Origin of the sequence: Escherichia sp. WS547 (assembly GCF_046486065.1) — a bacterium.
GTDB classification, from domain to species: Bacteria; Pseudomonadota; Gammaproteobacteria; order Enterobacterales; family Enterobacteriaceae; genus Escherichia; species Escherichia coli.
In genome coordinates this window covers 165,056-187,061 of sequence record NZ_JBJQMA010000005.1, presented here as the reverse complement: position 1 = coordinate 187,061, position 22,006 = coordinate 165,056, and the positions used below count along the sequence as shown (strand labels likewise).

At 51.4% G+C, this 22,006-nt stretch carries 20 protein-coding genes; 4 read left to right on the top strand and 16 right to left on the bottom strand.

Annotated features, from left to right (window positions below; all coding sequences use genetic code 11):
* Positions 1-12: 12 nt before the first annotated feature.
* The 15 genes from rnhB to rpsB form a co-directional block, all read right to left on the bottom strand.
* Positions 13-609: a ribonuclease HII gene (gene rnhB, locus ACJHWK_RS06865; RefSeq protein WP_000569434.1), complete on the bottom strand. Its 597-nt coding sequence runs from the start codon at positions 607-609 to the stop codon at positions 13-15.
* A complete protein-coding gene (gene lpxB / locus ACJHWK_RS06860; protein ID WP_000139675.1) occupies positions 606-1,754 on the bottom strand; it encodes a lipid-A-disaccharide synthase in 1,149 nt (382 codons plus the stop codon). Before lpxB ends, rnhB begins: the two co-directional genes overlap by 4 nt.
* Positions 1,754-2,542 carry an acyl-ACP--UDP-N-acetylglucosamine O-acyltransferase gene (gene lpxA / locus ACJHWK_RS06855; protein WP_000565966.1) on the bottom strand — a complete coding sequence of 263 codons (789 nt, stop codon included), beginning with the start codon at positions 2,540-2,542 and terminating at the stop codon, positions 1,754-1,756. Before lpxA ends, lpxB begins: the two co-directional genes overlap by 1 nt.
* Positions 2,543-2,545: 3 nt before the next feature.
* Positions 2,546-3,001 carry a 3-hydroxyacyl-ACP dehydratase FabZ gene (fabZ, locus tag ACJHWK_RS06850; protein ID WP_000210739.1) on the bottom strand — a complete coding sequence of 152 codons (456 nt, stop codon included), beginning with the start codon at positions 2,999-3,001 and terminating at the stop codon, positions 2,546-2,548.
* A 104-nt stretch (positions 3,002-3,105) separates the two neighbouring features.
* On the bottom strand, positions 3,106-4,131 hold the full coding sequence (lpxD, locus tag ACJHWK_RS06845; RefSeq protein WP_001139282.1) for a UDP-3-O-(3-hydroxymyristoyl)glucosamine N-acyltransferase: 1,026 nt from the start codon (positions 4,129-4,131) through the stop codon (positions 3,106-3,108).
* Between the two features lie 3 nt (positions 4,132-4,134).
* Complete coding sequence (gene skp / locus ACJHWK_RS06840) at positions 4,135-4,620, bottom strand: molecular chaperone Skp (protein WP_000758956.1); 486 nt, start codon at positions 4,618-4,620, stop codon at positions 4,135-4,137.
* A 121-nt stretch (positions 4,621-4,741) separates the two neighbouring features.
* Positions 4,742-7,174 (bottom strand): outer membrane protein assembly factor BamA, encoded by a 2,433-nt coding sequence (gene bamA / locus ACJHWK_RS06835; RefSeq protein ID WP_001240896.1) that lies wholly within the window; start codon positions 7,172-7,174, stop codon positions 4,742-4,744.
* Between the two features lie 29 nt (positions 7,175-7,203).
* The gene (gene rseP / locus ACJHWK_RS06830) at positions 7,204-8,556 is read right to left on the bottom strand and encodes a sigma E protease regulator RseP (RefSeq protein WP_001520521.1); all 1,353 of its coding nucleotides are present in this window, start codon (positions 8,554-8,556) and stop codon (positions 7,204-7,206) included.
* A gap of 11 nt (positions 8,557-8,567) precedes the next feature.
* A complete protein-coding gene (gene cdsA, locus ACJHWK_RS06825) occupies positions 8,568-9,425 on the bottom strand; it encodes a phosphatidate cytidylyltransferase (RefSeq protein WP_020233386.1) in 858 nt (285 codons plus the stop codon).
* Between the two features lie 12 nt (positions 9,426-9,437).
* On the bottom strand, positions 9,438-10,196 hold the full coding sequence (gene ispU, locus ACJHWK_RS06820) for a (2E,6E)-farnesyl-diphosphate-specific ditrans,polycis-undecaprenyl-diphosphate synthase (protein ID WP_001520518.1): 759 nt from the start codon (positions 10,194-10,196) through the stop codon (positions 9,438-9,440).
* A gap of 188 nt (positions 10,197-10,384) precedes the next feature.
* The gene (gene ispC, locus ACJHWK_RS06815) at positions 10,385-11,581 is read right to left on the bottom strand and encodes a 1-deoxy-D-xylulose-5-phosphate reductoisomerase (RefSeq protein WP_001589702.1); all 1,197 of its coding nucleotides are present in this window, start codon (positions 11,579-11,581) and stop codon (positions 10,385-10,387) included.
* A gap of 91 nt (positions 11,582-11,672) precedes the next feature.
* Positions 11,673-12,230 carry a ribosome recycling factor gene (frr, locus tag ACJHWK_RS06810; protein ID WP_000622418.1) on the bottom strand — a complete coding sequence of 186 codons (558 nt, stop codon included), beginning with the start codon at positions 12,228-12,230 and terminating at the stop codon, positions 11,673-11,675.
* Positions 12,231-12,521: 291 nt separating this feature from the next.
* Positions 12,522-13,247 carry a UMP kinase gene (gene pyrH / locus ACJHWK_RS06805; RefSeq protein ID WP_000224573.1) on the bottom strand — a complete coding sequence of 242 codons (726 nt, stop codon included), beginning with the start codon at positions 13,245-13,247 and terminating at the stop codon, positions 12,522-12,524.
* Positions 13,248-13,393: 146 nt separating this feature from the next.
* On the bottom strand, positions 13,394-14,245 hold the full coding sequence (gene tsf, locus ACJHWK_RS06800) for a translation elongation factor Ts (protein ID WP_000818114.1): 852 nt from the start codon (positions 14,243-14,245) through the stop codon (positions 13,394-13,396).
* A gap of 257 nt (positions 14,246-14,502) precedes the next feature.
* Complete coding sequence (gene rpsB, locus ACJHWK_RS06795; protein WP_000246882.1) at positions 14,503-15,228, bottom strand: 30S ribosomal protein S2; 726 nt, start codon at positions 15,226-15,228, stop codon at positions 14,503-14,505.
* Positions 15,229-15,595: 367 nt separating this feature from the next.
* Here rpsB and map point away from each other — a divergent pair, with 367 nt between their 5' ends.
* From map to ACJHWK_RS06775, 4 genes are all read left to right on the top strand, one after another.
* A complete protein-coding gene (gene map / locus ACJHWK_RS06790) occupies positions 15,596-16,390 on the top strand; it encodes a type I methionyl aminopeptidase (RefSeq protein WP_001018194.1) in 795 nt (264 codons plus the stop codon).
* Between the two features lie 61 nt (positions 16,391-16,451).
* The gene (glnD, locus tag ACJHWK_RS06785) at positions 16,452-19,124 is read left to right on the top strand and encodes a bifunctional uridylyltransferase/uridylyl-removing protein GlnD (RefSeq protein ID WP_001520515.1); all 2,673 of its coding nucleotides are present in this window, start codon (positions 16,452-16,454) and stop codon (positions 19,122-19,124) included.
* Positions 19,125-19,154: 30 nt separating this feature from the next.
* Positions 19,155-19,979 carry a 2,3,4,5-tetrahydropyridine-2,6-dicarboxylate N-succinyltransferase gene (dapD, locus tag ACJHWK_RS06780; RefSeq protein WP_001186656.1) on the top strand — a complete coding sequence of 275 codons (825 nt, stop codon included), beginning with the start codon at positions 19,155-19,157 and terminating at the stop codon, positions 19,977-19,979.
* 313 nt (positions 19,980-20,292) lie between these two features.
* Entirely contained in the window at positions 20,293-20,679 is a 387-nt protein-coding gene (locus ACJHWK_RS06775; protein ID WP_000272188.1) for a DUF3461 family protein, read from the top strand.
* A 53-nt stretch (positions 20,680-20,732) separates the two neighbouring features.
* Here ACJHWK_RS06775 and cdaR read toward each other — a convergent pair whose 3' ends face one another.
* Complete coding sequence (gene cdaR, locus ACJHWK_RS06770; RefSeq protein WP_000929439.1) at positions 20,733-21,890, bottom strand: DNA-binding transcriptional regulator CdaR; 1,158 nt, start codon at positions 21,888-21,890, stop codon at positions 20,733-20,735.
* Positions 21,891-22,006 lie beyond the last annotated feature (116 nt).

Sequence of the window (22,006 nt, the reverse complement as noted above, 5' to 3'; positions counted from 1 at the left end):
TCGACACAAGAATCAGGACGCAAGTCCCAGTGCGCGTTTGACAGGCCCAAAGCTGCGCCGATGGTGTTCGGTCGCGCCGTGTTCAGCCAGTTTTTCCAGATGAAAAGCGGTTGGATACCCTTTGTGTTGGGCAAAACCATATTGCGGGAAAACAATATCCAGCGCCGCCATTTCGGCGTCACGCGTCACTTTCGCCAGGATAGACGCGGCACTGATTTCCGGTACGCGGCTATCGCCTTTCACCACAGCCATCGAAGGCATCGGTAATTTCGGGCAGCGGTTACCATCAATCAACACATATTCCGGCGCAATATGCAGTCCAGCGACGGCACGCTGCATCGCCAGCATGGTCGCATGTAAAATATTCAGTTCGTCGATTTCGTGAGGTTCCGCGCGGCCCAGACTCCAGCTCAACGCTTTCTCTTTGATCTCTTCGCAGAGCACCAGACGGCGTTTTTCGCTCAGCTTTTTGGAATCATTCAGCCCGGCAATCGGGCGCGCCGGGTCAAGGATCACCGCAGCGGTGACGACCGCGCCAACTAACGGCCCGCGTCCGACTTCATCCACACCCGCAACCAGCTGCGTGTGCGGATAAACAAATTCGATCATTGTGCTAACTCCAGAACGGCTTGTGCCGCCTGCTCATCGGCATTGCAGCGGATCTGCTGATGCAGTTCACGGAAGGTATCGTGCATCGCGTGGCTGGTTTTCCCGTTCGCCAACAGCGGTAACAGCGCTGCAGCCAGTTTTTGCGGCTCACACTCTTCCTGCAATAATTCTTTAACTAACTCTCTGCCCGCCAGCAGGTTTGGCAGCGAGACATAATCGGTTTTCACCAGCCGCTTCGCCAACCAGAAGGTGAAAGGCTTCATGCGATACCCCACCACCATCGGGCATTTCGCCAGCATGCACTCCAGTGCAGCCGTACCCGACGCCAGTAGTGCCGCATCGCTGGCGACCATCGCCTCACGGCCCAACCCATCCAGCATATGAACCGACAGGTCTGGCGCAACTTCAGCTTTGATGCGTTCAAACTGCTCGCGGCGTTTGGCATTCACCAGCGGCACCACGATTTCGAGATCCGGATATGTCTGGCGCAAAAGCTGGGCCGTTTTCAGAAAATCGGCGCTAAGCATTTCGACTTCCGCACCACGGCTGCCCGGCAACAATGCCAGACAGTGGGCATCGTGAGGGATCCCCAGCACATCACGGGCACCATTTTTATCTGGATCTAATGGCATGGCATCAGCCATGGTATGACCGATAAAGCGGCACGGTACGTTGTATTTGTCATAAAACGCTTTTTCGAAAGGCAGAAATGCGAGCACCAGATCGGTGGCTCTGCCTATTTTGAAAACGCGTTTCTGTCGCCACGCCCAGACGGATGGACTGACGTAATGAATGGTTTTGATACCCTGCTTTTTGAGGTTACCTTCAAGAGTAATATTGAAGTCAGGCGCATCAATACCGACAAAAACATCTGGCTTCAGTTCGCCAAAACGCTTTGTCAGATCGGCACGAATATGCAGTAAGCGACGCAGACGCCCGAGCACTTCAACAATGCCCATCACCGCCAGTTCTTCCATTTCGTACCAGGCTTCGCAGCCTTCAGCCTGCATTCGTGGCCCGGCAACACCAACAAAGCGGGCGTTGGGCACACGTTCTTTCAGAGCGCGGATTAAACCGGCCCCCAGGATATCGCCGGAGGTTTCTCCGGCGACCAGGGCAATCGTTAATGGACGCTGTTCAGTCATTAACGAATCAGACCGCGCGTTGAGCGTGCAAAGAAATCGGTAAAGGCTTTCACTTCCGGATATGTTTCCGCCAGTTCAGCAATTTCCGGTTTCACTTCATCGAGCGTTTTACCGCTACGATAAATCAGCTTATACGCATTGCGGATAGCGGTAATCGCCTCACGGCTGAATCCGCGGCGCTTCAGCCCTTCGATATTGACACCGAACGGCGTTGCATGGTTACCCTGCGCAATGACATAAGGAGGGACGTCCTGCGCCACACCGGAGCAGCCGCCAACCATCACATGCGCACCAATGATGCAGAACTGATGGACTGCGGTCATGCCGCCGATGATCGCGAAGTCGTCAACCGATACGTGACCCGCCAGCGTTGCGTTGTTGGCGAGAATACAGCGGTTACCTACCGTACAATCGTGCGCAATATGCGCGTTGATCATCAGTAAGTTGTCGCTGCCCACCTTCGTCAATCCACCGCCCTGGACTGTGCCACGATGAATGGTGACGCTTTCGCGAATGCGGTTACGATCGCCGATTTCCACGCGGGTCGGTTCGCCAGCATATTTCAGATCCTGGTTAACTTCGCCGATGGAGGCGAACTGATAAATCTCATTATCGCGGCCAATTTTAGTATGACCATTCACGACAACGTGAGATTTCAGTACGGTACCCTCACCAATTTCGACATGGGGTCCAACGATACAAAAAGGACCAATGTGAGCGTTCGCGCCAATCGACGCGCCCTCTTCCACAATGGCGGTTGGATGCACAAAGGCGGATTTATCAATCACGTATCAGGCCTCCCGGCTACGAGCACACATCATCGTTGCTTCGCAAACTACTTTACCGTCGACCAGAGCAACCCCTTTAAAACGGGTCAGGCCGCGGCGCGTTTTTTCGAAAGTGACTTCCATGATCATTTGATCGCCAGGCACGACCGGGCGCTTGAAGCGCGCTTCGTCAATACCAGCGAAGTAGTACAGCTCACCCGGTTCCAGTTTTCCTACGCTTTTAAACGCCAGAATACCTGTTGCCTGTGCCATTGCTTCCAGAATCAGCACTCCCGGGAAAATCGGTTTTCCAGGGAAATGGCCCTGGAAGAATGGCTCATTGACAGAGACATTTTTTACTGCGCGCAGAAAACGACCTTCTTCAAAATCCAGCACGCGATCCACCAGTAAGAACGGGAAACGGTGCGGCAGAAGTTCTAAAATCTCTTCAATCTGCAGAGTATGAGTGTTAGTAGTCAAGATACTCTTCCTGTCAAAATATAAGAAACGACAATAATAACACGGCCTGCCGCAATCGTAAGAATGAGACAGGCCGTAAAGTTTGGCGAACAAAAGATGGAACGTTAGTCTTGTTGATTAACCTTGCGCTCAAGCGATTTCAGACGCTTGCTCATGTCATCAATGTTCATCACCAGTGCAGCGGTTTTGCGCCAGACTTTGTTGGGTTGCAGCGGAATGCCTGAGGAATAGACGCCTGGTTCAGTGATGGGACGCATCACCATACCCATGCCCGTAACCGTCACTTTGTCGCATATTTCCATATGCCCGTTGATTACGCTGGCTCCGCCGATCATGCAGTAACGACCAATTTTCAGGCTGCCCGCCATAATGACGCCACCGGCAACCGCCGTATTGTCGCCAATCACGACGTTATGTGCAATCTGGCACTGGTTATCAATGATCACGCCATTGCCAATAACAGTGTCATCCAGCGCGCCGCGATCGATGGTTGTGCAGGCACCGATCTCCACGCGATCGCCAATAATTACGCGACCAATCTGTGGGATCTTCACCCAGTTACCACGATCGTTGGCATAACCAAAGCCGTCTGCGCCTACCACTGTTCCGGACTGGATCAGGCAATTCTGACCGATCTGGATCTCATGGTAAATGGTTACGTTCGCCCAAAGACGCGAACCTGCACCGATTTTGCTGTTTTTACCTACGAAGCAACCGGCACCGATAATCACGTTATCGCCCAGTTCAACGCCGGACTCAATCACCGCGTTAGCGCCAATCGATACGTTGTTACCCAGCTTCGCCGTCGCGTCGATCACCGCACTGGGTGCAATGTTCTGCGCAGGCTGCGGCGTGGTATCTAAAATTTGCGCCATGCGCGCGTAAGTCAGGTAGGGATTCTTCACTACCAGTGCGGCACTTTTCGCGAAAGGAAGATCGTCCTGGGTCATGACAACCGCGGACGCCTGGCACAAGCCTAAATGCTCACGGTATTTTGGGTTAACCATGAACGTGATGTGACCTGTTTGTGCAGATTGCATGGACGCAACGCCGGTGATGACGATATCGCCATCACCGTGTAGTTCTGCATCCAACTGCTGCGCTAAATCAGCCAGTCGAATTGAAGGCATTACTTATTTAACCTGTTTCAGTACGTCGGCAGTGATGTCTTTTACATCGCTGCTGTTGTAAGCAACGGCGTTTGCATCAACAACCAGATCGATATCCTGGCTGTTGGCAACGGATTTCACAGCAGTCTGGATACGAGTAACCAGTTTGCCGCGTTCTTCGTTGGAACGACGTGCGCGATCCTGCTCAAAAGCCTGCGCTTTCTGAGCAAAAGTCTGGCGCTGAGCCATCACGTCTTTTTCCAGTTTGGTGCGATCGCTGCCCGCTTTCATGGACTGCAGCTTTTTCATTTTAGCCTGCAGATCGGTTTCCATACGCTGCAGTTCGCTGGCACGGCCTTTGAACTCATTTTCCAGCGTGTTAGAAACACCGGTTTTCTGCGCTACCTGCTGGAACAGGCTGCCCATATTGACGATTGCAATTTTGTCAGCCGCCTGAGCAGAAGTTGCCAGTGCTAAACCGAGACCTGCAGCTAATAACCACTTTTTCACAATAAACTCCTTACCATCCCATTTGCACCGGAGGGTGCAGTTCTTTGCGTGGCCCGGCGATCTTATATTGATCGCCTAAAGTCATCGCTACACTACCACTACATTCCTTTGTGGAGAACACTTACCAGGTTTTACCGATGTTAAACTGGAACTGTTCTGCCTTGTCTCCATCGTACTTTTTGAACGGCTGGGCGTAGGAGAACACCAACGGCCCCAATGGGGACATCCATTGTAATGCGATACCCGCAGACATACGGATATTGCTTGGATCACTATAGTCCGGATATCCAGAATATTGGCTGGAATCCCAGTTTGTATCCCAAACGGTACCCATATCCCAGAAGAAGGAAGTACGAACCGAGTTAGCATACTTATCGCTAATGAACGGCGTCGGGGTGATGAACTCGAGGCTGGCAACCGCCATAGCGTTACCGCCTACAGCATCATCCGATTTACACAGGTCTTTCGCGCCGTCCTGAGTCGCACATTCGTAATCATAGTCCGGATCATAATTACTAGCCTGATGCGGGAAGTAAACTGCTTTCGGACCAATGGTATTGGACTGGAAGCCACGCACGGTGCTAGAACCACCGGCATAGAAGTTCTCGTAGAACGGCATCTCTTTGCCGCCTAAACCATCACCATAACCCCAGCGGGTACGACCCAGAACAACCCATTTGTGATCGTCATCGATCGGCACATAAGTCGCCGTGTCTAACGTCACTTTGTAGTATTCGTTATCCGATCCCGGAATGGTCACTTTACCGGTCAGGTTGACACGTGAACCATCTGTCGGGAAGTAACCACGGTCAAGCTTGTTATAGGTCCAACCATAGTTGAACGTGAAGTCGTCCGTTTTGAAGCTGTTATCCTGATCAGAGGTGCTCGGATGTTCACCCATAGAGTACAGATAACGCCACATCGCAACCTGAGGCTGCATGTTGGACAGGGAGTTATGTACATAACCCAGACCTGCACGCAGCGAGTTATATTCGTTGATCGGGAAGCCCAACGTCACGTCTGTACCATAACTCTTGTTGGTATAGTCGGACAGGTCGGCGTCATCCGCCTGGAAGTCATTATAGAAGAGACGACCACCGAGGCTTACGCCATCTACGGTGAAGTACGGGTTGGTTACCGACAGTTCAGCATAGGTCTGGTAATCGTTTTTGGTCCCGTTGATACCAACAGCATAACCCGTACCTAACCAGTTATCCTGTTGCACACCAGCCTGGAAGCTCACGCCACTTTCAGTACCGTAACCAATCCCGAAGTTGAAGCTACCGGTGTTACGTTCTTTCACCTTGTAGACTACATCAACCTGGTCCGGGCTACCCGGAACACGTTGGGTATCGGTATCGACAGTTTCAAAGAAGCCCAGACGATTCAGACGCTCCTTACCCTGATCGACCAGATCGCTCCCCAGCCATGCACCTTCCATCTGACGCATTTCGCGACGCAGGACGGCATCTTTCGAGGTATCGTTACCTTCAAAACGGATCTTACGCACGTAGAAACGGTTACCCGCATCAACGTTCACGCGTAATTTAACGGTTTTGTCGGCATCGTTAATTTCAGGCATCGACTGTACGCGCGGATAGGCATAACCATAGCGACCGAGAAGCTTTTTAATGTCATCTTCCATTTTGGTCACTTTGGTGCCGTTATACAGCTCGCCCGGCTCGATCTTAGTCAGCTGCTCAATTTCAGCGGAGTGCCCGGCAAGGTTGCCGCTCACTTCAACGCCAGAAAGCTTGTACTGATCGCCTTCGGTGATGTTCACCGTGACGTAAATACCTTTTTTATCTGGCGTCAGACTGACCTGGGTAGAGTCGATGTTGAAACGGGCATAACCGCGGTCCAGATAGTAGCTGCGCAGGGTTTCAAGGTCGCCCGCCAGTTTCTGTTTCTGGTATTTACGATCGCCTACCACGTTCCACCACGGCACTTCGTCACGCAGTTGGAAATGAGAGATCAGTTCGTCGGTGGTGAAAGCATGGTTACCAACAATGTTAATTTGCTGGATTTCAGCTGACACACCTTCCTGGAACACCAGTTTTAGGTCAACACGGTTGCGCGGCAGCGGGGTCACGACAGCTTTAACGCTGGCGCTATATTTACCGACGCTGTAGTAGAAGTCTTCCAGACCTTTCTCGATATCGGCAATGGTGGTGCGATCGAGGGATTCGCCCACACGCACACCAGAAGCCTCGAGGTTTTGTTTCAGCATGTCATCTTTCACCGATTTGTTACCGGAGAAAGTAATGCTGGCAATGGTCGGACGTTCTTTTACCTGAACCAGAAGGGTATCACCATCACGAAGGACGCGAACATCCTCAAAGTTGCCGGTAGCAAACAGAGCGCGAATGGTATTACTGATATCTTCATCATTAACCGTGTCGCCTGTGCGCACCGGCATACTGAGGAGGGCCGCACCAACGGCGACACGCTGAAGGCCTTCGAAATGAATATCTTTCACTACGAACCCTTCAGCACCGTATACGGTGGCGCTGCTAAACAGCAGCGACGCTATGAGCAACTTTTTCATCGCCATCGTTATTATGCGTTCTTCCTAACTAACTCTCATAACCGAGAGAAATCATTGAAAAGTGCAAGCCCCATTAACAGCACCAGCAGAATCGAGCCAATGCGATAACAAAAGTCTTGAACCCGCTCGGATACCGGTCCGCCCTTGATCTTTTCGATCGCAAGGAACAGCAGATGCCCCCCGTCAAGTACGGGCAACGGAAACAGGTTAATTATCCCTAAGTTCACGCTAATAAGCGCAAGAAACGGCAGGTAATAAACAACCCCGAGTTCCGCTGTCATCCCAGCCCCCTTGGCGATAGAGATCGGCCCACTGAGGTTGTTCAGTTTCACATCACCGGTGATCAATTTTCCCAGCATACTGACCGTCAGCTTCATCAGCTGCCACGTTTTGTCCGTGGCTTCGACGATGGCGTTGAACGGCCCATACTGGCGTACAACTTTATACTCATCTGGCAAAGGAATGACTTTCGGCTCAATACCGACAAAACCAATCGCTTTACCATTACCCGGTTTACTCTCCGGGATTAATGTCAAAGACAAGGGACTCCCCTGCCTTTCGATTTCTAACGCTAAGGATTTACCCGGGTTATCCCGGACAAGCATCACAAAGGTCACCCACTGCGTTAAGGGCTGACCATCGACTTTAACGATCCTGTCGCCTGCTTGCAAACCTGCCTTGCTTGCCGCCGAGTTTGGCTGCACATTTTCCAGTACAGATTCAATTTGCGGCCCACGAGGACGAATCCCCAGCGAAGTTATCGGATCTTCTTTATCAGGCTCAAACGTCCAGTGACGTAAATCGAGCTTTACATCCCGCCGTTGGTCGCTGCCAAATGGCGCTACTGTAATGGTGGTGCTTTCATCGCCAATTTTATCGACCAACTGCAAACGCACGGCATCCCAATCAGGCGTTTCGATACCATCTACGGCTTTTAGTTCCGTACCTGGTGCAATTTGTGCTTCTGCAGCTATCGAATTGGCTGCTATTTCGCCAACCACCGGACGTACGCCAGGCACACCAATAATAAAAACCAGCCAGTAGGCAAAGATAGCAAAAATGAAGTTTGCAACCGGACCTGCGGCAATAATCGCCGCTCGTTGGCCGACAGATTTATTATTGAAGGCATGGTGGCGGAGTTCCGGAACGACCGGTTCTGCGCGCTCATCCAGCATTTTGACATAACCGCCCAGCGGGATCAGGGCGATAACATATTCGGTGCCGAGCTTATCAGTTCGCCGCCAGAGCGCCTTACCAAACCCTATTGAGAAACGCTCAACGCGAACACCACAACGCCGGGCAACCCAGAAATGACCAAATTCATGCACGGTGATAAGTACACCCAGTGCAACGATGAACGAAGCCAAATCCCAGAGAAAACTCAGCATATTACCTTCCGTTAAAGCGTCCTGAATACCAGTAACAACAAGCAAGCAAAGACCGGTACCGCAGCCGTCAGGCTATCAATACGATCTAAAATACCACCGTGTCCTGGAATTAAATAACCGCTGTCCTTAATTCCTGCTTCACGCTTAAACATACTCTCGGTCAGATCGCCGAGCACTGAGGCTAACGCTGCGACAATAGAGCAAATGAGTAAGGTGACGGGAGCGACGTCGAGATTCGCCCACATGCCATAACCCCATGAGATTACCGCTGCAGTCGCGAGTCCACCTATAAAGCCTTGCCAGGTTTTACCCGGAGAAACCTTCGGTGCCAGCTTATGTTTACCAAACAATTTGCCAAACATATATGCGCCAGAGTCAGCGCCCCATACCAGGATCATGACATAGAGCAGCCATATTGCGCCACTGTAATGATTCTCGTCGTAGTGCCAGGCCCGTAACGCCAGCATGCCCCAGAAGAAGGGAACAATGGTTAGCACGCCAAAAATAAGGCGCAATGTTTTAGAGTTACGCCAGATTGCTGCGGAACCTGGGTAAAACAGCACCAGCAATAGCGCGACAATCCACCAACCCAGCGAAGCCCAAAGTGAGATTTCAACCAGCGGTTGATGAATATTTCGGTGATATTCCGGCAACAGAAAAAGCATCAGCGCCAACAATAACCCGCATAACACCGCCAACCATACTCGCTGCGAGCGAGTGGTAAAACCGCTAAGCTGTCCCCATTCCCACGCTGCCAGCATGCAGACCACCAGCGTTACAATGGCGAACCCCACCGGCGGCAACAGAAACAACGCCGCGATGACGACGGGTATTAACACAAAAGCAGATATCAGGCGATACTTCAGCAAAAGCGACCCCCATCAGGCTGTTTCATCACCGGGCTCGGTGCCGCCGAAACGACGCTCTCGATTAGCAAAGGCATTTAACGCCCCTTCAAAGTCTTGTTCATCGAAATCGGGCCAGAGAACATCTGTAAAGTAAAGTTCGGCATAGGCAATTTGCCAAAGCAAAAAGTTACTAATGCGATGCTCCCCCCCAGTCCTAATTACTAAATCTACAGGGGCCAGTTCATGCATACAGACATGCTGGTTTAGCATCTCTTCATCTATCTGATCTGGTTGCAGGTTTCCTTGCTGCACCTTTTCAGCCAGTTGCCTGACTCCCTGGACTATATCCCAACGTCCACCGTAGTTCGCCGCAATATTCAGCGTCAGACCGGTATTCCCGGCTGTTAGCGCTTCAGATTTACGAATACGTTCTTGCAAACGCGAGTTAAAGCGACTGGTATCGCCAATAATACGCAGACGCACGTTATGTCGGTGCAGACTTTTTACTTCGCTATCGAGCGCCCACACAAACAGTTCCATTAACGCACTGACTTCCTGCGCTGGTCGGTTCCAGTTTTCACTACTAAAGGCATACAGCGTTAACGCCTCAATACCGCTGTTGGCCGCAAAAGAGACAGCCCGGCGGACGGATTTTGCCCCGGCTTTATGCCCAAAGGCACGAATCTTCCCTTGCTTTTTTGCCCAGCGACCATTGCCGTCCATAATGATCGCAACATGACGACAGCCATGCGCTGGCAATTTTTCGCTAAGTGGTTGAGTAGCAGACAACATCACGCGTTTCTTATTCCCTGACAGGGTTTACGGTACTCAGGAATACTGAAGCCTATACAAAAAAAAGCCGTGTAAAACCACGGCATACCTGACCTTATAAAGCCAACTACTTACGATCAGATGGCGCAGACTATATCACTGAAGCCCTACGCTAACAAATAGCGCGACTCTCTGTAGCCGGATTATCCTCAGCTTGCGAGACGCATCACCTCTTTTCTGGCGACTTCACGCGCGTTCGCATCAACAGATAACACATCATCCACACATTGTGGTTCGCGCATATCCATTTTTTCCAGTACGGATAAATTCAACGCGGCGATATCCGTAAAGCGGATTTGTTGCGCAAGAAAAGCAGCAACGGTGATTTCGTTTGCGGCATTCAATGTTGTCGTCGCTGCCTGGCCTTGTTCGAACGCCTCCATCGCCAGTTTCAGGCATGGATAACGATCATAATCCGGTGCGGCAAATGTCAACGCACTTAGTTTGCAAAAATCGAGCGGCTTCACGCCAGAGTTCACGCGATTCGGCCATGCCATGGTGTGGGCAATTGGCGTACGCATATCCGGTTCCCCCAGCTGCGCCAGAACACTGCCGTCCTGATAGCGCACCATTGAGTGAATCACTGACTGCGGGTGAATCAGCACTTCCATCTGGCTGGCGCTGGCGTTAAACAGCCAACGCGCTTCAATGTATTCCAGACCTTTGTTCATCATGGTAGCCGAATCGACAGAAATTTTACGTCCCATCGACCAGTTCGGATGACGGCAGGCTTGATCGGGCGTCATTGTTGCCAAATCGCGCAATGGCGTCTCACGGAAAGGGCCACCAGACCCGGTAAGTAAAATGGACACCACGCCATTTTGCTCAAGGTCAGCGTATCCCAGATTATGCTGGATAGGTTGCGGTAAACTCTGAAAAATGGCGTTATGTTCGCTATCGACCGGTAACAATTGCGCTTTGCTCTGCTTTACGGCGTCCATAAACAGACGTCCGCAAGTAACCAGTGATTCTTTATTGGCCAGCAAAATGGTTTTACCCGCGCGGATCGCAGCAAGCGTAGGTAACAGCCCAGCAGCGCCAACAATGGCTGCCATCACCTGATCAACATCCTCAAGCGCTGCCATATCGCAAGCGGCTTGTTGCCCACTTAAGACTTCGGTGCGGCTACCCTGTTGCTGTAGCATCGTTTTAAGAAGTTTCGCACTCGCTTCATCGTCCATTACGGCATAGCGGGGAGAGAATTCCAGGCACTGTTCTACCATGCGAGTGACATTTTTGCCTGCCACCAGCGCAACTACGCGGAAGTGTTCGGGATTATGGCGCACCACGTCCAGCGTGCTGCAACCAATCGAGCCGGTCGAGCCCAGAATGGTGAGTTGCTTCATGAAACATCCAGAGTTGAGACAGAATAAAAAGCAAAACGCCGCCAGCCGATCCGCAAGGATCTACTGAGCGGCGTTTTTGTCGTTCAAGAAATCAGAACTGCATCAGTTCTGCTTCTTTGTCTGCCAGCGCCGCTTCAATTTTCTTGATTGCAGCATCAGTCAGTTTCTGTACATCGTCCTGAGAACGGCGATCGTCGTCTTCGCTGATCTCTTTATCTTTCAACAGTGCTTTCACTTTGTCGTTCGCGTCACGACGCACGTTACGTACTGCAACACGCGCTTGTTCTGCTTCACCACGAACGATTTTGGTCAGATCTTTACGACGTTCTTCCGTCAGCGGCGGCAGCGGAACACGGATGTCGCTACCCGCAGAGTTCGGGTTCAGGCCAAGATCGGACGCCATAATCGCTTTTTCAACGGCCGGAGACATTGAACGATCAAACACGTTGATTTTCAGAGTACGGGAATCTTCTACCGTTACGCTTGCCAGCTGACGCAGCGGCGTCGGCGTGCCGTAATATTCCACGACAATGCCATCCAGCAGGCTGGGAGAAGCACGACCCGTGCGTATTTTGCTGATTTGGGTTTTGAACGCTTCTACGCATTTGTCCATGCGTACTTCAGCATCTTTTCTGATATCGCTAATCACGTTACGAATCCTTGAAAACTTGTCTCAGTCAGACCAGACAGTCACACACAGTGGAAGTGTGCTAAGTATAGCCCTGATTAAACATATTACGGGTAATCGTCTGGATTATTAGGCTATTTTATTTGCCATTTTGGCCCCGGGCAGTGCTCGCCATCCTCACGTACTTGTGTACGCTCCGGTTGCTGCGCGCTGGCCGTGACCAAACTGCCTGTAACAATAACGCCTTATAACCAGACTTACGCCCCCGCGATACTTACGCGGAATCTTACCCTTATTTATCCATCACGGGAATTATTCCGTGATTAAAGTCCCTTCTTTTTCACCCATTACCACACGGCGCAGCGCACCCGGTTTGTTCATGTTGAAAACACGAATCGGTAATTTATGGTCACGAGCCAGCGTGAAGGCCGCCAGGTCCATGACTTTCAGCTCTTTTTCCAGCACTTCGCTGTAAGTCAGTTGCTCGTACATGGTTGCGGTTGGATCTTTCGCCGGATCAGCGGTAAACACGCCGTCAACTTTGGTTGCTTTCAGCACCACATCGGCTTCAATTTCGATACCACGCAGGCACGCTGCTGAGTCGGTGGTAAAGAACGGGTTACCTGTACCGGCGGAGAGGATCACCACACGGTTGTTGCGCAACAGGCTGATAGCTTCTGCCCAGCTGTAGCTGTCGCACACGCCATTCAATGGAATAGCGGACATCAGACGAGCGTTCACATAGGCGCGGTGCAGTGCATCACGCATTGCCAGGCCGTTCATTACGGTCGCCAGCATCCCCATGTGGTCGCCCACAACGCGGTTCATACCCGCTTTCGCCAGACCAGCGCCACGGAACAGGTTACCCCCACCAATCACCACACCAACCTGAATACCCAGTTCAACCAGTTCTTTGATTTCCTGAGCCATGCGATCCAGTATGCTTGCATCAATACCGAAGCCTTCAGTGCCCTGCAGAGCTTCGCCACTCAACTTAAGCAGAATGCGTTTATAGACGGGTTTTGCATTGGTAGCCATGTTTCTTTCCTGAGACTGTCAACGATTGAAATGAATTAATACTAGCGACATTGTACGTCGCTTTTCAGCGCAGCCCCACAAGGGTTAGCTGAATTTACAAGATGGGCACAAAAAGAAGCCGCCCTCAGGCGGCTCCTTTTCGATGATTAAGACTGCTTGGACATCGCAGCAACTTCTGCTGCAAAGTCAGTCTCAACTTTCTCGATGCCTTCACCCACTTCGAAGCGGATGAAGCCAGTCACTTCAGCGTTATGCTCTTTCAGCAGCTGACCAACAGTTTTGCTTGGTTCCATAACGAACGGCTGACCGGTCAGAGAAACTTCGCCGGTGAATTTCTTCATGCGGCCTTCAACCATTTTCTCTGCGATTTCTTTCGGCTTACCAGACTGCATCGCGATATCCAGCTGTACCTGGTATTCTTTCTCTACCACTTCAGCGGATACGTCTTCTGGTTTGATGAATTCCGGCTTGCTTGCAGCAACGTGCATAGCGATGTGTTTAACCAGCTCTTCGTCAGCGCCTTTAGCAGCAACCAGAACGCCGATACGCGCACCGTGCTGATAAGAACCCAGAACGTCGCCTTCCAGCGCAGCAACGCGGCGAATGTTGATGTTTTCACCAATTTTCGCTACCAGCGCAACACGTTCTTCTTCGAACTGTGCTTTCAGAACTTCAACGTCAGTGATTTTGCCAGCAACAGCTGCGTCCAGAACTTTGTCTGCGAACGCCTGGAAACCAGCGTCTTTTGCAACGAAGTCAGTCTGGCAGTTAACTTCCAGAATGATGCCGTAGTTGCCGTCGATTTTGGTTTTGATCACGCCGTCAGCAGCAACGTTGCCTGCTTTTTTCGCTGCTTTAATAGCACCGGACTTACGCATGTTTTCGATTGCCAGCTCGATGTCGCCGTTAGCTTCAGTCAGTGCTTTTTTGCAATCCATCATGCCTGCGCCAGTACGCTCACGCAGCTCTTTTACCAGGGATGCGGTAATTTCAGCCATTCTAAAATCCTCGGAGATGTGATCTGCCCGGCATTAAACCGCACAGATATAAAAGTGAAAAAGGGGGCCATATGCAGGCCCCCTAACCAAACGTGTACTACCTGGTCTATAAGGGCTCTCCCCCTTCATATTTCGCGCCGCAGATGCGTTGTCTTCGCTCGCTCATCCCGGTCACTTACTGATGTAAGCTCCCGGGAATTCTCGAGCTTGCCGCCTTTCTGCAACTCGAACTATTTTGGGGGAGTTATCAAGCCTTATTACTCAGCTTCTACGAAGCTTTCTTCCGCCTGGGAAGCCAGATCCTGAGAACGGCCTTCACGTACGGTTGCAGCAACAGCGCCCAGGTACAGGGTCACAGCACGGATTGCGTCGTCGTTACCCGGGATAACGAAGTCAACACCGTCCGGATCAGAGTTGGTATCAACGATAGCAAATACCGGAATACCCAGGTTGTTTGCTTCTTTGATAGCAATGTGTTCGTGGTCAGCATCGATTACAAACAGAGCGTCCGGCAGACCGCCCATGTCTTTGATACCGCCCAGGCTGTTTTCCAGTTTCTCCAGCTCACGAGTGCGCATCAGCGCTTCTTTCTTGGTCAGCTTGTCGAAAGTACCGTCCTGAGACTGAGTTTCCAGGTCTTTCAGACGTTTGATGGACTGACGAACGGTTTTCCAGTTAGTCAGCATACCGCCCAGCCAGCGATGGTTCACGAAGAACTGGTCGCAGCTCAGAGCAGCGTCTTTCACCGCTTCGCTTGCAGCGCGTTTAGTACCAACGAAAAGGATTTTACCTTTGCGAGAAGCAATCTTGTTCAGTTCAGCCAGAGCTTCGTTGAACATCGGTACAGTTTTCTCAAGGTTGATGATGTGAACTTTGTTACGCGCACCGAAGATGAACGGCTTCATTTTCGGGTTCCAGTAACGGGTCTGGTGACCGAAGTGAACACCAGCCTTGAGCATGTCGCGCATGGAAACAGTTGCCATGATTAAAACCTCTATATAAAAGTTGGGGTTATGCCTCCACGTATCCCATATTACCGACCCCAAAGGGCACCCCGGAATATGTGCCGATACGTGTGTGTTGTTACACAAAGTGAGATTGTCGCTTCCGTCCAGTCTGTGTATACGAAATGGATCGGAAGTCCGGCGCGCTTTATACCACAAATACGTCGCGGACACCAATAATTGTTGGCGCTGTGTACAGCATCAGACGTTGAATTTTCTATTATAGAAAACCTTCAGTGGCACGTTTGGCGAAATTCAGAATGATTCTCAATTTGCCCGGGTGTGATACCATTGACGGCACTTACATATATATTGTCGGTATCACCGACGCTGATGGACAGAATTAATGGCTATCTCAATCAAGACCCCAGAAGATATCGAAAAAATGCGCGTCGCTGGCCGACTGGCTGCCGAAGTGCTGGAGATGATCGAACCGTATGTTAAACCGGGCGTCAGCACCGGCGAGCTGGATCGCATCTGTAATGATTACATTGTTAATGAACAACACGCGGTTTCTGCCTGCCTCGGCTATCACGGCTATCCGAAATCCGTTTGCATTTCTATTAATGAAGTGGTGTGCCACGGTATCCCGGACGACGCCAAGCTGCTGAAAGATGGCGATATCGTTAACATTGATGTCACCGTAATCAAAGATGGTTTCCACGGCGATACCTCGAAAATGTTTATCGTCGGTAAGCCGACCATCATGGGCGAACGTCTGTGCCGCATCACGCAAGAAAGCCTGTACCTGGCGCTGCGCATGGTAAAACCTGGCATTAATCTGCGCGAAATCGGTGCGGCAATTCAGAAGTTTGTCGAAGCAGAAGGCTTCTCCGTCGTTCGTGAATATTGTGGACACGGTATTGGTCGCGGCTTCCATGAAGAACCGCAGGTGCTGCACTATGACTCCCGTGAAACCAACGTCGTGCTGAAACCGGGGATGACCTTCACCATCGAGCCAATGGTCAACGCGGGTAAAAAAGAGATCCGCACCATGAAAGATGGCTGGACGGTAAAAACCAAAGATCGCAGCTTGTCTGCACAATACGAGCATACTATTGTGGTGACTGATAACGGCTGCGAAATTCTGACGCTACGCAAGGATGACACCATCCCGGCGATAATCTCGCACGACGAATAAGATGAAGCCGGCGAATGCCGGCTTTTTTAATGCGATAATTTAATCTTATGGGTGGCGCACAATGAATACCCTTCCAGAACAGTACGCAAACACCGCTCTCCCCACCCTGCCCGGTCAACCGCAAAATCCATGTGCCTGGCCCCGTGATGAATTAACCGTCTGTGGGATAAAAGCCCATATCGATACTTTCCAGCGTTGGCTGGGTGATGCCTTTGACAATGGGATCTCCGCAGAACAGTTGATTGAGGCACGTACCGAGTTCATAGACCAGCTCCTGCAACGATTATGGATTGAAGCGGGATTCAGCCAGATTGCCGACCTGGCATTGGTTGCCGTCGGTGGTTATGGTCGTGGCGAGCTGCATCCACTTTCCGACATCGATTTACTGATTTTAAGCCGTAAAAAGCTCCCGGATGATCAGGCGCAAAAAGTGGGCGAGCTGTTAACGCTGCTCTGGGATGTGAAGCTGGAAGTCGGTCATAGCGTGCGCACGCTTGAAGAGTGCATGCTGGAAGGATTATCGGATTTAACCGTCGCCACCAATTTAATCGAATCCCGCTTATTAATTGGCGATGTAGCGCTCTTCCTCGAACTGCAAAAACATATTTTTAGCGAAGGATTCTGGCCTTCCGACAAGTTCTACGCAGCGAAAGTTGAAGAACAGAACCAGCGCCATCAGCGTTACCACGGCACCAGCTACAACCTTGAGCCAGACATCAAAAGTAGCCCTGGCGGCTTGCGCGATATCCACACGCTGCAATGGGTGGCCCGCCGTCATTTTGGCGCAACATCGCTGGATGAAATGGTCGGGTTTGGCTTCTTAACCTCAGCGGAGCGAGCGGAATTAAACGAATGTCTGCATATATTGTGGCGTATTCGCTTTGCCCTGCATCTGGTCGTCAGCCGTTACGATAATCGCCTGCTGTTTGATCGCCAGCTTAGCGTCGCCCAGCGTTTGAATTACAGTGGTGAAGGTAACGAACCGGTCGAGCGGATGATGAAGGATTACTTCCGCGTTACACGCCGCGTCAGTGAACTCAACCAGATGCTGCTGCAACTGTTCGATGAAGCCATCCTCGCCCTTCCCGCCGATGAAAAACCACGTCCAATCGACGATGAGTTTCAGCTACGCGGTACGCTAATCGACCTGCGTGATGAAACACTATTTATGCGCCAGCCGGAAGCCATCTTGCGTATGTTCTACACCATGGTGCGCAACAGTGCGATCACCGGCATTTACTCCACCACGCTGCGCCATCTGCGCCATGCCCGTCGCCATCTGCAACAACCGCTGTGTAATATTCCGGAAGCACGAAAACTGTTTTTGAGCATTCTGCGTCACCCCGGAGCGGTGCGGCGCGGGCTATTGCCAATGCATCGCCATAGCGTACTCGGCGCGTATATGCCGCAATGGTCGCATATCGTCGGGCAAATGCAGTTTGATCTGTTCCACGCCTACACGGTGGATGAACATACTATCCGCGTGATGCTGAAACTGGAGAGTTTTGCCAGTGAAGAAACGCGCCAGCGCCATCCGTTGTGTGTGGACGTCTGGCCACGCCTGCCGTCAACTGAGCTGATTTTCATCGCCGCGCTGTTTCACGATATCGCCAAAGGACGCGGCGGCGACCACTCTATTCTCGGTGCTCAGGATGTAGTGCATTTTGCCGAACTCCACGGGCTGAACTCACGCGAAACACAGCTGGTCGCCTGGCTGGTTCGCCAGCACTTGCTGATGTCGGTGACAGCACAGCGCCGCGATATTCAGGACCCGGAAGTGATCAAGCAGTTTGCCGAAGAAGTTCAAACGGAAAATCGTCTGCGCTATCTGGTATGCCTGACAGTGGCTGACATTTGCGCCACCAACGAAACGCTGTGGAATAGCTGGAAGCAAAGTCTGTTGCGCGAACTCTATTTCGCCACCGAAAAGCAGCTACGACGCGGAATGCAAAACACGCCGGATATGCGCGAACGGGTTCGCCATCACCAACTCCAGGCGCTGGCACTACTGCGCATGGATAACATCGACGAAGAGGCGCTGCACCAAATTTGGTCACGCTGTCGTGCTAACTATTTTGTCCGCCATAGCCCAAATCAACTGGCCTGGCATGCGCGCCATTTATTACAGCATGATTTAAGCAAACCGCTGGTATTGCTTAGTCCGCAGGCTACGCGTGGAGGCACCGAGATTTTTATCTGGAGCCCGGACCGCCCCTATCTGTTTGCCGCCGTCTGTGCCGAATTAGACCGCCGCAATTTAAGTGTCCACGACGCACAAATTTTCACCACTCGCGACGGTATGGCGATGGATACCTTCATCGTGCTGGAACCCGACGGCAGCCCGCTGTCCGCAGATCGTCATGAGGTTATTCGGTTTGGTCTGGAGCAAGTACTGACACAAAGTAGCTGGCAGCCACCGCAGCCCCGTCGTCAACCTGCCAAATTGCGCCATTTTACTGTTGAAACCGAAGTAACGTTTTTGCCGACCCATACCGACCGCAAATCGTTCCTCGAACTGATCGCCCTCGACCAACCAGGTCTGCTGGCGCGAGTTGGGAAAATTTTTGCCGATCTGGGAATTTCGCTTCATGGCGCCCGAATTACAACCATTGGCGAGCGAGTAGAAGATTTATTCATAATTGCCACCGCTGACCGGCGTGCGCTTAATAACGAGTTGCAGCAGGAAGTGCATCAGCGGTTGACAGAGGCCCTCAATCCAAACGATAAAGGGTGATGTGTTTACTGATATGAAAAGAGTTTAACAATGCAGCAGTTACAGAACATTATTGAAACCGCTTTTGAACGCCGTGCCGAGATCACGCCAGCCAACGCAGACACCGTTACCCGCGAAGCGGTAAATCAGGTGATCGCCCTGCTGGATTCCGGCGCACTGCGTGTAGCGGAAAAAATTGACGGTCAGTGGGTGACGCATCAGTGGTTGAAAAAAGCGGTGCTGCTCTCTTTCCGTATTAATGATAATCAGGTAATCGAAGGGGCAGAAAGCCGCTACTTCGATAAAGTGCCGATGAAATTCGCTAACTACGACGAAGCGCGTTTTCAGAAAGAAGGCTTCCGCGTTGTGCCACCAGCGGCGGTGCGTCAGGGCGCGTTCATTGCCCGTAACACCGTGCTGATGCCGTCTTACGTCAACATCGGCGCATATGTTGATGAAGGCACGATGGTTGATACCTGGGCCACCGTCGGTTCCTGTGCGCAGATTGGTAAAAACGTCCACCTTTCCGGTGGTGTGGGCATCGGCGGCGTGCTGGAGCCGCTGCAGGCTAACCCGACCATTATTGAAGATAACTGCTTCATCGGCGCGCGCTCTGAAGTGGTTGAAGGGGTGATTGTCGAAGAAGGTTCCGTCATCTCTATGGGCGTATACATTGGTCAGAGCACCCGTATTTACGACCGTGAAACCGGCGAAATCCACTACGGTCGCGTTCCGGCGGGATCTGTGGTTGTTTCAGGCAATCTGCCGTCGAAAGATGGCAAATACAGCCTCTACTGTGCGGTTATCGTTAAGAAAGTTGACGCGAAAACTCGCGGCAAAGTCGGCATTAACGAACTGTTGCGTACCATCGACTAAAAGTATGCACACGGGCAGCACGACGCTGCCCGATTGCTTTCTGGTTCAGAATAATTCGTCCTACTCATTCTTCCTCCCCCTTTTTTAAATACTTTTTCATCTTGTTTCGGACTGTCATGTAATTCGCAAAACGAAGATAAATGTGCTAATCCATCCCATGGAATATCGCCACAATAAAGCAGGTAATTTTTTGATTTTTACGCCATGATAGAAGTCTGGAAGAAAAAGGCTTTCTGCGATCACAGTCGAGCCGGGCGGGCCAGGCCAAATGCTAAAATAAGCACAATTTACTGACTCATTTTGAGGTAACGCTATGTACGACAATCTGAAAAGTCTGGGTATTACCAATCCTGAAGAAATTGATCGTTACAGCCTCCGGCAGGAAGCCAACAACGATATTCTGAAAATCTATTTCCAGAAAGACAAAGGCGAGTTTTTCGCCAAGAGCGTGAAATTTAAATATCCGCGTCAGCGTAAAACGGTCGTCGCCGATGGTGTGGGTCAGGGTTATAAAGAAGTGCAGGAGATTAGCCCTAATCTTCGCTATATCATTGATGAGTTAGATCAAATCTGCCAGCGTGACCGCAGCGAAGTTGATCTTAAGCGTAAGATCCTCGACGACTTACGTCACCTGGAGTCAGTAGTAACCAATAAGATCAGCGAGATTGAAGCCGATCTGGAAAAACTGACGCGTAAATAATGCCATTCTGTGGGCCGGGTAAGGTCTCACCCGGCTGTAATTTTGTCATCGACCTACCGCTCTTCATCCAGTTGCAACGCGACATACAGCAGCAACCTGTCATCAAAATTGCCCAAATCCAGCCCGGTCAGTTCCGATATGCGATTAAGCCGATACTCCAGGGTATTACGATGAATAAACAGCGCCTTTGACGTTGCCAGCGGCTGCACGTTATGGCGAAACCACGCCGCCAGCGTACGTCGCAGCAAGCCGTTATTATCCATCGCTTTCAGCCGCGCCAGCGGTCGCGCCAGTTCGTTGGCCTGCCAGTCGCCACGCAAACTGTCGAGTAACACAGGCAACATCAGATCCTGATAAAAATAGCAGCGACTTTCTGGCATTCGCTGTTTACCCACCACCATCGTCGTTTTCGCCGTACGATAAGAGCGGGCAATACTGCCCGGTCCGGTAAAATAGTTGCCCAGCGAAACGCGAAAACGCAGCTGGCCGTACTCTTTCATGCGGGTAATCAGTTGTTCAACTCGCTTACGATGATCTTCTGCATCCCAGCGCCCAAAAGAGTTCAACGCCGGTTTCAACACCACCATTTCGGTCAGCGAAACAATTGCCACCAGATTATTACGCTCAGGCGTAGTCAGCGCGTTTTGCAGTTGCTGTAACTCCGCCATTGCGCTGTCCACGCCAAGCTGACCGCTGTCGACCTCAACAATAGCCACCACTCGCGGTTGATTGAGATCGATCCCCAGCCGTTGCGCCCATTCAGTAAGTGCGGGGGTATTCTCCTCAGCCTGAATCAGGTTCATCACCAGTTCTTCCCGCAAACGGCTATCCTGCGCCAACAGGTGCATCAACCGCGACTGTTCCAGCATCATTTCAGCCGTCATGCAGACCAGTTCGCCATATTTACGCAGGTTCTCTGGTTCACCAGTCAGGCCAATTACGCCGACAATTTCACCTTCCAGCCGTAACGGTAGATTAATCCCTTGCCGCACACCGTGCAGATGACGTGCCACCGCGTCATCGATATCGACGACTCGTCCCTGTGAAAGTACCAGCAATGCACCTTCGTGCAATTCACCAATACGCTCACGATCGCCGCTGCCGATAATTCGCCCGCGGGCATCCATTACGTTGATATTGGTATCGATGATGCGCATGGTACGTGCCACGATATCCTGCGCCATTTTGGTATCAAGATGCCAGCCAGCCATAAGTCCTCCGTTATGCACGGCTTAGCATAAGGAAGTACGTAACGTACGGCATTGTGCAAATGCCCAAAGGATGATGAAGATGTATGGAGTTGTGGTGAAGTTCACAGATTGTAAGG